Genomic DNA, 12,500 nt, shown 5'->3' on the forward strand with positions numbered 1-12,500 from the left:
GCTCAGCTGTCCTCGTCGAAGCGGCGTTCGAACAGGCCGACCACCGCGTCCATTGCGGCGGCTTCATCTTCGCCGTTGATGCGCACGGTGACCGGAGTGCCTTGACCAGCGGCCAGCAGCATCACGCCCATGATGCTCTTGGCGTTGATCTCACGGCCCTTGGCGGCCATGGTCACGTTGCAGCGGAACGGCGCCAGGGTCTGCACCAGCTTGGCGGTGGCCCGGGCGTGCAGGCCCAGGCGGTTGCTGACGGTGAGTTCTCGTTCAAGCATCGTCGACTATCGCTCCATTACGGGTACCCGCCGCGGCTGTGGCGGGCAGTTGATCCAGTCCCTGTTCCGGATAATTCATCACCCGCAGCAACATCGGCAGGCTCAGCGCCGACACCCGGCGAACCGGGGTCCCCAGCCGGGCCAGCTGCCCGGCAAGGTTGGCGGGGCTGGCGCCGTACAGGTCGGTCAGGATCAGCACGCCTTCACCGCTGTCGACCCGCCGCAGGGCGGCCGAGGCGAGCGGGAGCAGGGCGTCCAGGTCTGCGTCGAACGGTACTTCGAAAGCTTCGGTTTTCAGCGGCAATTGCCGCAGGAGCCGGGTCGCCACGTCAAGCAGGGCGGTCCCGACCCCGGGATGTGTTACGAGGAGAATGCCACAGGTCATTACTGCACGTTAACAGGTCAAGGTGAATCGGCGATAGCAGCAGATGAGGGGCACTGTGTCCCGTATTCAGCGTTACCGGGGTCAGAGCCCTTTTCCCCTGGAAAAGGGATCCGACCCCATGCGTTTTTCGATGCCTGACCGGGATTCATCCATGCATGGCGTGGATCTACTGTGTCGACCAAGGTCGACACCCACCAACAGCACACGGAATCTGTCAGAGGCGGGGCGGTGTGGGTGGGCAGGACCGTTGGCGCCATGGATGGCGCCATCGAGCCCCCAGGGGTGAGGGCGCTTTGCTTGCGAAGCACTGCTTCGCAAGCGCCCGAACGCACAGCCGCCAGCGGCTGGGCCGGACCGCGGAGCGGGGTTTACGGCGTGTCCTGCATACCCACACCGCACCGCCATCCTTCGGAAGCCGCTTTTGCTTTTGCTTTTGCTTTTGCTTTTGCTGTTGCTGTTGCTGTTGCTGTTGCCGGCCAGCGGCCGGCACTACCGGCGGGTGCCGGGCGCAGCCCGGCCGGGGCCCCCCTCAATCCTGTTCGCGGTGGTACGTGGCCACGTCTTCCCAGCCCATCTCGCGGGCATGCCGGGCCATGCGCTCGGCCAGGAACACCGAACGGTGCTTGCCGCCGGTGCAGCCGAATGCCACGGTCACGTAGCTGCGGGTGCCATCGCCCAGTTTCGGCAGCCAGGTATCGAGGAAATCCATCAGCTGGGTCAGGTAGCGCTGCACGTCCGGCTGCGCTTCCAGGTAGTCGCGCACGCCCGGCTCGCGGCCGCTGAGCGCGCGCAGGTCCGGGTCCCAGTGCGGATTGGGCAGCACGCGGGCGTCGAACACGAAGTCCGCCTCGGCGGGCACACCACGCTTGTAGGCGAAGGATTCGAACAGCAGCGACAGGCCGGTGGCATGGTCCATCGCGAACTCGGTGATGATCCGCCGCCGCAGCTGATGCACGTTGAGGTTGCTGGTATCGATCACCGCGTCGGCCTCACGGCGCAGCGGCGCGGTCAGCTCGCGCTCGCGGGCGATCGCTTCGGGCAACGACAGGCCCAGCTGGCTCAGTGGATGGCGACGACGGGTGTCGGCGTAGCGCTTGAGCACCGTTTCGTCGCTGGCCTCGAAGAACAGCACCTTCACTTCCACGCCGGCATCGGTGGCCAGCTGCCGCCAGTTGCCCAGCTGGCTCAGGTCGGACTGGCCACGCACGTCGATGCCTACCGCCAGCCGGCGCGGTGCGCTGCCGTCGTGGTTGGCCAGCAGGCTGCGCACGAAGTCCGGCAGCAGGTGGATCGGCAGGTTGTCCGAGCAGTAGTAGTCCTGGTCCTCGAAGGTCTTGAGGGCGACGGATTTACCCGAGCCGGACAGGCCGCTGACGATGATCAGGGTCGGGGCGGTGGGGGTTGCGGTGCTCATGGACAGGCTCTTCGAGGGGCAGGGGAATCAGGGTGTTCGCCGTTCCAGCAGATTGCTGTGGCGGGCGATGAACATCGCCGCCGGGTCGATCCCCTTGGTGCGCAGGATGTGCAGGCGGGTCGCGGCCTCGGTCAGCACGGCCAGGTTGCGGCCGGGCATCACCGGCAGGGTGATCAGCGGAACGTCCAGGTCCAGCACATGGCGCGTGCCCGAGTCGCCGGTCAGGCGCTCGTAGCCATGCGGGGTGGGTTCGGTCATCGGCTTGGTCAGGTGGACGATCAGCCGAAGGTACTTGTTCTTCTTTACAGCCGTGTCGCCGAACATCTCGCGCACGTTCAGCACGCCCAGGCCGCGCACTTCCAGCAGGTCCTGCAGCAGTTCGGGGCAGGTGCCGTCGAGTACATCAGGCGCGATCTGGGTGAATTCGGGGGCATCGTCGGCCACCAGTCGATGGCCGCGGCTGAGCAGTTCCAGCGCCAGCTCGCTCTTGCCCGATCCGGCCTCGCCGGTGATCAGCACGCCGATGGAGTAGATCTCCATGAACACGCCATGCAGGATCACCCGCGGCGCCAGCGTACGCGCCAGGTGGTAGGACAGGTGGTTGAGCAGTTCGTGGCCGCGCTTGGGCGACAGCCACAGCGGTGTACCGGATTCATCGGCGGCCGCGCGCAGGTCTTCCGGGCACGCCTGGTTGCGGGTCAGCACCAGCGCCAGCGGGTGCGACTGCATGATCTTTTCGATGGTTTCCCAACGCTGGCGCGGTTCCAGCGCATCCAGCCAGGACAGTTCCTCGGTGCCCAGGATCTGCACCTTGTTGGGATAGATGGCATTGAGGTAGCCGGCCAGCGAGGGACGCCGCGAGACCGTGTTGCCGGCCTCCAGCTCGCGTTTCTCACCGGATTTGCCGGCGGCCCAGCGCAGCCCCAGCCGCTCGCGCTGCTGTTCGAACAGTTCACGGGCGGTGATGCTGGTATTCATGCGGCACTCGCAGGTGGGGTCATGTCCAGCGCTTCGCGCAGCGCCCGGGCATCGCCGGCTTCGCGCAGGGCCTGGCGGATGTCCGGTGCGGAAAACAGCTCTGCCAGCTCGGACAGCAGCATCAGGTGCTGGTGGGTGTAGTGGGCGGGGACGGCCATCGCGAACACCAGGTCCACCGGCTCATCGCCGCCGAAGTCGACCGGGGTCGCCAGACGCAGCAGCGCGCCACGGGGGCGGTCCAGGGTCGGCGCGCGGCCGTGGGGGATGGCGATGCCGTGGCCGATCGCGGTGCTGCCCAGGGCTTCGCGCTGGCACAGGTTCAGATAGATCTGTTCGGCGTTGGCCTGGCGGCAGGCCAGCAACCCGGCGGCGGCCTGCAGGACGCTGTCACGGTCGGTGGCCGTGCAGAGCTGGGTCTGCACGGCCGCCAGGAGGTCAGTCAGGGGCATGTCTGCGGGGAACGGTGGCGATCAGCCACCATTGTCGCCCACCGGCAGCGGTGCGTGCTGCTGTTTTTTCTCCTTGTGCTTGATGACCAGGCGGTCAAGCTTGTCCGCAAGCAGGTCGATCGCGGCATACATGGTCTGGCCGCCGGCCTCGGCGTGCAGGGTCTGCCCCGGAATGTTGAGGCTGGCGTCGACGTGGTGTTCGGTCTTCTGCAGCTTGAGGGTCACCCGCGCTTCGCAGTGCTGGTCGAAGTGTTTTCCGATCCGGGCCAGCTTCTCCTCTACATAGGACTGCAGGGCCGGGGTGACTTCGACGTCTTTGCCAAACGTTTCGATGCGCATCGGGTTTCTCCTGTGTTCGGATGTGCCAATGAACCTCTCCGCCGGGCGCGGCGGCGCGTCAAGCGATTCTGACCCTTTCGTGCGAGGCGGAGATGTTCATGGCTTCACGATACTTCGCCACGGTGCGTCGCGCCACTGGAATTCCCGACGATTTGAGCAGGTCAGCCAGCTTGGCGTCAGAAAGCGGCTTGCGCGGGTTCTCATCGTCGATCAGGCGCCGGATCATCGCCTGGATGGCCGTGCTGGATGCCTCGCCACCGCCCTCGGTATCGATGCCCGAGGCGAAGAAGGCGCGCAGCGGCAGGGTGCCGCGCGGCGTGCGCACGTGCTTGCGGGCGATCGCACGCGACACCGTGGATTCGTGCAGGCCCAGCTCGGCGGCGATCTCGCGCAGGGTCAGCGGGCGCAGCGCTTGCTCGCCGAATTCGAGGAAGCCGGCCTGTTGCAGGATCAGGCTGCGCACCACCCGCAGCAGGGTTTCGCCGCGCTGCTGCAGGCCCTTCAGCAGCCAGCGCGCCTCCTGCAGCTGGGCGCGCAGGTAGCCGGCGTCGGCCTCGCCACAGCGGCGGATCAACTGTTCGTAGCCGCGGTGGATCACCACCTTCGGCCCGGCATGGCCGGCCAGTGCCGCGCGCCAGATGCCGTTCTGTCGCCACACCACGACGTCGGGCACCACGTAGGTGTCCTGCGAAAGCGGCGCGATCTGCGTGCCCGGACGCGGGTCCAGCGAGCGCAGCAGCGCGACCGCCGTCTCGACCTCGTCCAGGGGCTGTTTCAGTTCATGGGCCAGCCCGGCGACGCCGCTGCGCGGCAGCCGTTCCAGCGGGCCTGCGGCAATCTGTCGCGCCAGCGCCAGCCCCGGCGTGTCGCCAGGCAGCACGTCCAGCTGCAGCTGCAGGCATTCGCCGAGCGTGCGCGCGGCAACGCCGACCGGGTCGAAACGCTGGATGCGATGCAGCACCGCGAGGATTTCATCCTCATCGGCATGGACCGCCGGCAGCAGGGTTTCGGCGATGGTGGCCAGCGGTTCGCGCAGGTAGCCGTCGTCGTCCAAGGCATCGATCAGTGCCGCGCCGATGCTGCGGTCATGCGTGGAAAGATGCGACAGGTGCAGCTGCCACAGCAGGTGGTCGGCCAGCGTTTCGGTTTCGGCCACGCGCTCGGCGGCACTGCCGGTGTCATCGTCATCGTCGAAGCTGCCGCCACTGCCGGCGGCACTCCAGTCGAGTTCGGCCGGTCCCCAGTCGTCACCGTTGTCGGTGCGTTCGGCGGGGGCGTCGGCATCCGTGCTGTCGCTGCCCTCATTGGCGGCACTGCTGTCGTTGCTGTCGGCCCAGTCCAGCAGCGGATTGCTCTCCACGGCCTGGGCGATTTCAAGCTCCAGCTCGGTCGTGGACATCTGCAGCAGCTTGATCGCCTGCTGCAGCTGGGGCGTAAGCACCAGCTGCTGTCCCAACGATGTCTGCAGCCGAGTCTTCATGCCTGTGCCGAACGGAAGGAAAGGGACCCGGCGCCTGCGGTCACAGCTTGAAGGAATCCCCAAGGTAGACGCGACGTACGTCGGCGTTGTCCAGGATCGCCTCCGGCGAGCCCTGGGCCAGCACGGTGCCCTCGGCGAGGATATACGCGCGGTCGCAGATTCCCAAGGTCTCGCGCACGTTGTGGTCGGTGATCAACACGCCGATGCCACGCTGCTTGAGATGGGTGACGATGCGCTGGATTTCACCCACCGAGATCGGGTCGACACCGGCAAACGGTTCGTCGAGCAGGATCAGGCGCGGCTGTGCGGCCAGTGCGCGGGCGATCTCGCAGCGACGACGTTCGCCACCGGACAGGCTGGCGCCGAGCTGGTCGGCAACATGGCCCAGCTGCAGTTCGTCGAGCAGGCTGTTCAATTCGCGTTCGCGGCCAGCCGAATCCAGGTCTTCGCGCAGTTCCAGCACCAGGCGGAGGTTGTCGGCCACGGTCAGCTTGCGGAACACCGACGGTTCCTGCGGCAGGTAGCCCACGCCCTGCTTGGCACGGGTGTACATCGGATCGCTGGTGATGTCCTTGCCGTCGAGCACGATGCTGCCGGCATCGGCGGCGACCAGGCCGACGATCATGTAGAAGCAGGTGGTCTTGCCGGCGCCGTTGGGGCCGAGCAGGCCGACCACTTCGCCGGCGTCGAGGGTCAGCCCGAAGTCCTTGACGACTTCGCGCTGCTTGTAGCGCTTGCGCAGGCCCTTGGCGACGAGCATTACTTCTTGCTCCCGGCCGGCTTGGCCGGCGTGCTGGCCGGCGCCGCCGCCTTGGGCGTGGCAGCCGGTTGTGCCGCCGGGTTCTTGTTCTTCGGCGGAATGACGGTGCGCACGCGGCTGCCATCGCCACCGGAGTTCATCTCGCCGCTGCGGGTGTTGTAGACCATGCGCTGGCCGGCATTGGTGCCGCGCGCGCTGGTGACCTTGTAGTTGCCGGTCAGGGTGATGATCTCGGTCTTGATGTCGTAGTCGATGCGATCAGCCACCGCGTCCATCCAGGTGCCATCGTCGAGCTGCTGCTTCATCGTGGCCTGCTTGCCGGTGAACACCGCACGCACCGCCTCGCCGTCCTTCAGGTAGATCTCGGCTTCGGACGAGCGGATGTCCAGCGAGCCCTGGGTGACGGTCACGCCCTGCGACAGCACGGTCTTGCCATCGCCGGTGAGCACGCCCGACTGGGCACCGGAGTCGATGTTCATGTTCTCGTTGCGGTCGGTGGACTTGGCAAAGGCGGCGCTGGGAACAAGCAGGCCGAGCGCGAGTACGGCTGCAAAGGGAATCTTCATCGGGGTCCGTTCTACCGGTGGGGCCGCCCGGGAAACCGGGGGCGGGTGGGTGGGCTGCCTGCCTTGCGCCTGTCCGGGGACGTCGCAGGAGGGCGGCGGAATCAGCGACGGGGCGTGTAACGGCCCTTGGACTGGCTGAGGAAATGATACGTGTTGTTCTTCGAATCCACCTCGAAGCCAACACCGGACTGTTCCATGCCGGGGCGGGTCATGGTGACCAGTGCATCGGTACGGGCACGGTTCTCCTTGGGGAACACGTCCAGGTGGTCGGTGCGGAAGGTGGTCGGCACCACGCCCGGGTCGGCCGGGCTGTCGCCGGCGACATTGCCGCGCAGCTTCATCTCGTCGCCCTTGGCGCTGAGCCAGCCGGTCTCGGCACGCAGGGTCCAGTGCTTGCCATCCTTGTCCGGCATCTCGAACAGCGGCGTGGCGATGTTGATGGTCTGGTCGCCACGCTGGCGCTCCAGCAACGGTGCGCGCAGGGTGGTCGATTCCTTGCCGTGCTCATCCAGGGCGACGATCTGGAAGTCGTGCAGGATGTAGTCCACGCCGACTTCCTGGCCGGCACTGGCCGGACCCTTGTCGCGGTTGCGCAGGGCCGCCCAGCTGCTGAGCAGGGCCGCCAGCAGCAGTCCGATGCCGAGCAGGGTGCGCCAGTTCACGGTCGGCAGGCTCATGCGCCGAACCTCGCCAGGACCGCGTCCACGTGGCCCTGGGCGGCCAGCAGGATGTCGCACAGCTCACGGGCAGCGCCACGTCCGCCATCGGCGCGGGTCTGCCAGTGCACGCGCTCGGCGATCCACGGGTGGGCGTTGGCCGGCGCCACCGCCAGGCCGACCGCGCCCAGCGGCGCCAGGTCCGGCAGGTCGTCGCCCATGAAGGCCACCTGCTCCAGGCCGATGCCGTGCTGCGCACACAGCGCCTGCACGCTGGCCAGCTTGTCGCCCACGGCGATCTGGGTGTCGATGCCGAGGTCGGCGCCGCGCCTGAGCGCGGACTGGCTGTTGCGCGCGGTGATCAGCACGGGGTGGATGCCGTGCTGCTGCAGCAGTTTCAGGCCCAGGCCATCCTGCACGAAGTACGCCTTGCTCTCGTTGCCGTCCTTGTCGTAGTACAGCCGACCGTCGGTGAGGGTGCCGTCCACGTCGAAGCAGGCCAGGCGGACGCGGGCCGCGGCGGCATGCAGGTGGGCGGGGAAGGCGGGCAGGGGGGACCAGGGCATCAGGGCGGCGGGCTCGGTAGGTTCGGGTGGGGCAGTACAGACTGAATGGGGTCTACGGACTGTCGGTTAAACCACCCGGGCCCGCAACAGGTCATGAATGTTCAGGGCGCCGACCGCGCGGCCCTGGCCGTCGATCACGATCAGGCCGGTGATCTTGTGGGTCTCCATCAGCCGGGCAGCCTCCACCGCCAGCTGGTCGGCACCGATGGTGCGTGGGTTGCGGGTCATCACATCGGCGATCTTCGCGGTGCGCACGTCCAGTGCACTGTCCAGCGCGCGGCGCAGGTCGCCGTCGGTGAACAGGCCGATCAGCACGCCATCGGCATCCACCACGGCGGTCATGCCCAGCCGTTTGCGGCTCATCTCCATCAGCGCTTCGCTGAGGCTGGCGTCGGCACCCACGCTGGGCAGGTCCTCGCCGGTGTGCATGACGTCGGTGATGTGCAGCAGCAGGCGACGGCCGAGGCTGCCGGCCGGGTGTGAACGGGCGAAGTCGTCGGCGGTGAAGCCGCGTGCGTCGAGCAGGGCCACGGCCAGCGCATCGCCCATCGCCAGCGAGGCGGTGGTGCTGGAGGTCGGTGCCAGCGCCAGCGGGCAGGCCTCGGCCGGAACGCTGACGTCCAGGTGGATGTCGGCGGCGGTGGCCAGGCTGGACTGCGGGCGGCCGGTCATGGAAATCAGCACGTTGCCCTGGCGCTTGAGCACCGGCAGCAGCATCAGCACTTCGTCCGACTCGCCCGAATAGGACAGGGCCAGCACCACGTCGTCCTCGGTGATCATGCCCAGGTCGCCATGGCCGGCTTCGCCCGGGTGCACGTAGAACGCCGGAGTGCCGGTCGAGGCCAGGGTGGCGGCGATCTTGCGGGCGATATGCCCGGACTTGCCCATGCCGGTGGCGACCACCCGGCCGCGGCTGGCCAGGATCGCCTGGCAGGCCTGCTGGAAGGCCTCGCCAAGGCGGTCGGCCACGGCATCCAGGGCCTGCTGCTCGATCTCGAAGACGCGGCGGCCACTGGCGACCAGGCTGGCAGGGTCGACGGAACGGGGGGGCAACAGGGATTCGGCCATGCGGACGCCACGCAGCGGAAGTAGAATGGAGGCACATTTTATTAGGAAAGCCCGTTGGACGCCGACACCATCCGCAACCTGATCGAAACCGGCCTGCCCGGCGCCCGCGCCGACGTGCAGGGCGACGATGGCGTGCATTTCGAAGCGACCGTGGTCTGCGAGGCCTTTGCCGGCAAGATGCCGCTGGCCCGCCACCGGATGGTCTATGCCACCCTGGGCGACCTGATGGGCGGCGCGATCCACGCGCTGGCGCTGAAAACCGTGACCCCGGCCGAAGCCGGCTGAACCGCAGAAGATCCCGAATACATGGCCAAGATCGTTGTGACCGGCGGCGCTGCGCTGCACGGTGAAGTGAGCATCTCCGGCGCCAAGAACGCCGTTCTCCCCATTCTCTGCGCGACCCTGCTGGCCGATGCGCCGGTGGAGATCACCAACGTGCCGCACCTGCACGACGTGGTCACCACGGTGAAGCTGCTGGGCGAGCTGGGCGCCAAGGTCACCATCGACCAGGGCACGCTGTCGCGCGGCAGCGCGATCGTGGTCGACCCGCGTTCGGTGAACCAGCACGTGGCGCCATACGAGCTGGTCAAGACCATGCGCGCCTCGATCCTGGTGCTGGGCCCGCTGCTGGCCCGCTTCGGCGCGGCGGAAGTGTCGCTGCCCGGCGGCTGCGCGATCGGTTCGCGTCCGGTCGACCAGCACATCAAGGGCCTGCAGGCGCTCGGTGCCGAGATCGTGGTCGAGAACGGCTTCATCAAGGCCACCGCCAAGCGCCTGAAGGGCGGCCATTTCACCTTCGACATGGTCAGCGTCACCGGCACCGAGAACGTGCTGATGGGCGCGGTGCTGGCTGAAGGCACCACCATCCTCGACAACTGTGCGATGGAACCGGAAGTGACCGATCTGGCGCATTGCCTGATCGCGCTGGGCGCGAAGATCGAAGGCCTGGGCACTGCCCGCCTGGTCATCGAAGGCGTCGAGCGCCTGTCCGGTGGCCGCCACGAAGTGCTGCCCGACCGCATCGAGACCGGCACCTTCCTGGTGGCTGCGGCGATGACCGGCGGCAAGGTCACGGTCAACCGTGCGCGGCCGAACACCATGGACGCGGTGCTGTCCAAGCTGGTCGAAGCCGGTGCGAAGATCGAGACCACCGACGACACCATCACCCTGGACATGCAGGGCAAGCGGCCGAAGGCGGTCAACCTGACCACCGCGCCGTACCCGGCGTTCCCGACCGACATGCAGGCGCAGTTCATGGCGCTCAACTGCGTGGCCGACGGTGTGGGCGTGATCAACGAAACGATCTTCGAGAACCGTTTCATGCACGTCAACGAACTGCTGCGCCTGGGCGCGGACATCCAGGTCGAAGGCCACACGGCCATCGTGCGTGGCAGCGAACACCTGAGCGGTGCGCCGGTAATGGCCACCGACCTGCGTGCCTCGGCCTCGCTGATCCTGGCCGGCCTGATGGCCAGCGGCGAGACCACCATCGACCGCATCTACCACCTTGATCGTGGCTACGAGAACATCGAAGAGAAGCTGTCTTCGCTCGGCGCCACCATCCGGCGCGTGCCATGATCCTGCGCGGCAAGTTCAGCCCGCGTCGCAAGGCGCTGCTGGCGCTGGTGCTGATCGTGCTGGCGTGGCTGGGCTATGCCTGGTACGCCAATATCGCCATCACTCAGGGCATCGAGCAGAAGGACATGGACTGGAACGGCGATGGCACGGTCTCGCGTGACGAGATCATCGAGTCGTTCTATGCCGTTGCGGTGAATGACAGCCAGGACGGCAACCGCCATTGCCGCACCTTCGTCTGGCGCAGCACCGGCGAGCAGATCCGCGTGGACTGCCGCACCGAGTTCAAGGCGGCCGAGGAACAGAAGCCGGCTGAAGCGAAGAAATAAGAAAACGCCCGCGGAAGCGGGCGTTTTCTTTGGGGTACACCCATCCACGCATGGCGTGGATCTACTTCAGGTTTCCAGTAGATCCACGCCATGCGTGTATGACGTGGATCTCCGGTCAGTTCATCGCCTTGATGGTCAGGTCCAGCGCATCGCGGTCGTTCTCCCGCTGCAGCATGCGCGCCGGCACCGGGAATTCCGGCACGATCCAGGCGATCAGTTCCTTGTTGCCGTCGGCACGCGACACCTTGGTCGCTTCGTAGCTCTTGCCGCCCACGGTGATCGATTCCTTGCCGATCACGCGGTAGGTCATGTTCTTGATGCGGCCTTCGTCGACCATGCGATAGGTCAGCGGCTTGCCGGCGGCCAGGTCGCGGGCGATCGCCAGGTTGATCAGCAGTGCATCCATGTCACCGGACTTCAGTGCGATCGGGCCGGCGCGGTCCGGCTTGATGTCGCCGGTCCAGGTGGCCTGGTTGCTGGTCCAGTTGTAGTTGGCCTGCACGTTGCGCTTCTTCACCAGCAGCGCCGAACGGTCCTGGCTGCTGAGCGGGCGCAGCTGGCCGCGCACCTCTTCGAACACGGTGCTCTGGCTCAGGTCGGCCAGCTGGTTCTTCACCTGCAGCGTGTAGCGCCACTTGTTGGCTCCCTCGCTGCTCAGCGTCATGCTGCCATTGGCCTGCATGCCCATGTAGCTGGCCAGGTAATCGGCCTTGAACGGCTGCAGGGCCATGGCCGGCAGGCTGGCCACCGACAGCGCGGCTGCAGCGATCCAGGTGAGGGGACGGGTCAGGGTGCTCATGCTCAGACTCCTTGGTATTCGATCAGGCGCAGATCGACGCGGTCTTCGCCGTCTTCGCGTTGCAGGATGCGCACCGGGGTGGGGACACCGTTGGCGATCCAGAGGATGGTTTCGTTGTTGCCGCCGTTGGTCCGGTAGACCCGCAGCGCGTTGTAGGACAGGTCGCCGACCTCGACGTTCTCGGTCTGCGGCGCGGCCTGGTAGTCATGCTGGCGGACCTTGCCCATGTCCACGTAGCGGTAGTGCATGGTGGCACCCGGACGGGCATCCCGCATGATCGCCAGATTGATCAGCAGGGCGCTCTGGTCGCCCGGCTGCAGCGGAATCGGCTGTGCACGGTCCTTCTTGACGTCGCCGGTCCACTGCGCGGTGCCGGCCTGCCAGTTGTAGGTGCCAACCGCCTTCTTGCCGAGGAACAGGCCCTTGCGCACCGTGCTCTGGCTGAGCGGTGCATAGACGCCGTTGCGCTCCTCGAACACCGTGCTCTGTTCGATGTTCAGGCCCAGCACGCTGGCAAAGCCGCGGCGGCCGACCACCTGCATGTCCACCCGCCACTGGCTGCCGCCGGTGTGGGTGACCTGCATGCTGGCATCGCCGGCCTCCTTGCTTTTGTAGAAGGCCTGGTAGGTAGCGGTGAACGGCTGCAGCGGCGGCGGCTCCCAGGCCAGCGCCGGAGGCATCGGCACGGCCGGTTCCGCGGGCGGCTGTACAACGGGTGCCGGCTGCGCAGGGGCCGCAGGCGCTTGCACCTGGCCCCAGCCCACGCCGGGGAGCACGGCCAGCGACAACAGCAGTGAAGTGGACAGCAGGGTCGTGGTCTTCATGGAGGACAGGGACCGCAGGAGGGGGCAGGATGCCAGCCCC

At 67.1% G+C, this 12,500-nt stretch carries 17 protein-coding genes; 3 read left to right on the top strand and 14 right to left on the bottom strand.

The annotated features are described in order from the left end of the window. Positions 1–2: 2 nt before the first annotated feature. From ACZK1G_RS05120 to ACZK1G_RS05175, 12 genes are all read right to left on the bottom strand, one after another. Entirely contained in the window at positions 3–272 is a 270-nt protein-coding gene (locus ACZK1G_RS05120; RefSeq protein WP_014036238.1) for an HPr family phosphocarrier protein, read from the bottom strand. Further along, positions 265–657 (bottom strand): PTS sugar transporter subunit IIA, encoded by a 393-nt coding sequence (locus ACZK1G_RS05125; protein WP_014036239.1) that lies wholly within the window; start codon positions 655–657, stop codon positions 265–267. Before ACZK1G_RS05125 ends, ACZK1G_RS05120 begins: the two co-directional genes overlap by 8 nt. Before the next feature lie 529 nt (positions 658–1,186). Then, entirely contained in the window at positions 1,187–2,071 is an 885-nt protein-coding gene (gene rapZ / locus ACZK1G_RS05130) for an RNase adapter RapZ (RefSeq protein ID WP_049443426.1), read from the bottom strand. Between the two features lie 27 nt (positions 2,072–2,098). Continuing rightward, complete coding sequence (gene hprK / locus ACZK1G_RS05135) at positions 2,099–3,049, bottom strand: HPr(Ser) kinase/phosphatase (protein ID WP_005408388.1); 951 nt, start codon at positions 3,047–3,049, stop codon at positions 2,099–2,101. Further along, the gene (locus ACZK1G_RS05140) at positions 3,046–3,498 is read right to left on the bottom strand and encodes a PTS sugar transporter subunit IIA (protein WP_032130191.1); all 453 of its coding nucleotides are present in this window, start codon (positions 3,496–3,498) and stop codon (positions 3,046–3,048) included. Before ACZK1G_RS05140 ends, hprK begins: the two co-directional genes overlap by 4 nt. 21 nt (positions 3,499–3,519) lie before the next feature. Continuing rightward, on the bottom strand, positions 3,520–3,837 hold the full coding sequence (gene hpf / locus ACZK1G_RS05145) for a ribosome hibernation-promoting factor, HPF/YfiA family (protein WP_005415556.1): 318 nt from the start codon (positions 3,835–3,837) through the stop codon (positions 3,520–3,522). Between the two features lie 58 nt (positions 3,838–3,895). Then, on the bottom strand, positions 3,896–5,317 hold the full coding sequence (locus ACZK1G_RS05150; RefSeq protein WP_049443427.1) for an RNA polymerase factor sigma-54: 1,422 nt from the start codon (positions 5,315–5,317) through the stop codon (positions 3,896–3,898). A 40-nt stretch (positions 5,318–5,357) separates the two neighbouring features. Beyond that, a complete protein-coding gene (gene lptB / locus ACZK1G_RS05155) occupies positions 5,358–6,077 on the bottom strand; it encodes an LPS export ABC transporter ATP-binding protein (RefSeq protein ID WP_005415558.1) in 720 nt (239 codons plus the stop codon). Beyond that, positions 6,077–6,643: a lipopolysaccharide transport periplasmic protein LptA gene (gene lptA / locus ACZK1G_RS05160; protein WP_075675157.1), complete on the bottom strand. Its 567-nt coding sequence runs from the start codon at positions 6,641–6,643 to the stop codon at positions 6,077–6,079. Before lptA ends, lptB begins: the two co-directional genes overlap by 1 nt. A gap of 101 nt (positions 6,644–6,744) precedes the next feature. Beyond that, on the bottom strand, positions 6,745–7,320 hold the full coding sequence (lptC, locus tag ACZK1G_RS05165) for an LPS export ABC transporter periplasmic protein LptC (protein WP_049442963.1): 576 nt from the start codon (positions 7,318–7,320) through the stop codon (positions 6,745–6,747). Next, a complete protein-coding gene (locus tag ACZK1G_RS05170; RefSeq protein WP_014036245.1) occupies positions 7,317–7,865 on the bottom strand; it encodes a KdsC family phosphatase in 549 nt (182 codons plus the stop codon). Before ACZK1G_RS05170 ends, lptC begins: the two co-directional genes overlap by 4 nt. Before the next feature lie 66 nt (positions 7,866–7,931). Next, the gene (locus ACZK1G_RS05175) at positions 7,932–8,933 is read right to left on the bottom strand and encodes a KpsF/GutQ family sugar-phosphate isomerase (protein ID WP_049442962.1); all 1,002 of its coding nucleotides are present in this window, start codon (positions 8,931–8,933) and stop codon (positions 7,932–7,934) included. Between the two features lie 54 nt (positions 8,934–8,987). On the opposite strand from ACZK1G_RS05175, the gene ACZK1G_RS05180 reads away from it, so the two are divergent. From ACZK1G_RS05180 to ACZK1G_RS05190, 3 genes are read left to right on the top strand one after another with little or no spacing between them, the layout of a single operon-like run. Beyond that, a complete protein-coding gene (locus tag ACZK1G_RS05180; protein ID WP_005408396.1) occupies positions 8,988–9,218 on the top strand; it encodes a BolA family protein in 231 nt (76 codons plus the stop codon). 21 nt (positions 9,219–9,239) lie between these two features. Next, positions 9,240–10,511, top strand: a complete 1,272-nt coding sequence (gene murA / locus ACZK1G_RS05185) for a UDP-N-acetylglucosamine 1-carboxyvinyltransferase (RefSeq protein ID WP_014036247.1) — start codon at positions 9,240–9,242, stop codon at positions 10,509–10,511. Beyond that, the gene (locus tag ACZK1G_RS05190; RefSeq protein WP_014036248.1) at positions 10,508–10,837 is read left to right on the top strand and encodes a hypothetical protein; all 330 of its coding nucleotides are present in this window, start codon (positions 10,508–10,510) and stop codon (positions 10,835–10,837) included. The genes murA and ACZK1G_RS05190 overlap by 4 nt, the downstream gene beginning before the upstream one ends. Before the next feature lie 115 nt (positions 10,838–10,952). Here ACZK1G_RS05190 and ACZK1G_RS05195 read toward each other — a convergent pair whose 3' ends face one another. Then, a complete protein-coding gene (locus ACZK1G_RS05195) occupies positions 10,953–11,636 on the bottom strand; it encodes a DUF3108 domain-containing protein (protein WP_014036249.1) in 684 nt (227 codons plus the stop codon). Positions 11,637–11,638: 2 nt separating this feature from the next. After that, positions 11,639–12,460 carry a DUF3108 domain-containing protein gene (locus ACZK1G_RS05200; RefSeq protein ID WP_049442960.1) on the bottom strand — a complete coding sequence of 274 codons (822 nt, stop codon included), beginning with the start codon at positions 12,458–12,460 and terminating at the stop codon, positions 11,639–11,641. Positions 12,461–12,500: the final 40 nt, after the last annotated feature.

Source organism: Stenotrophomonas sp. 109824_Sma (genome assembly GCF_056480025.1).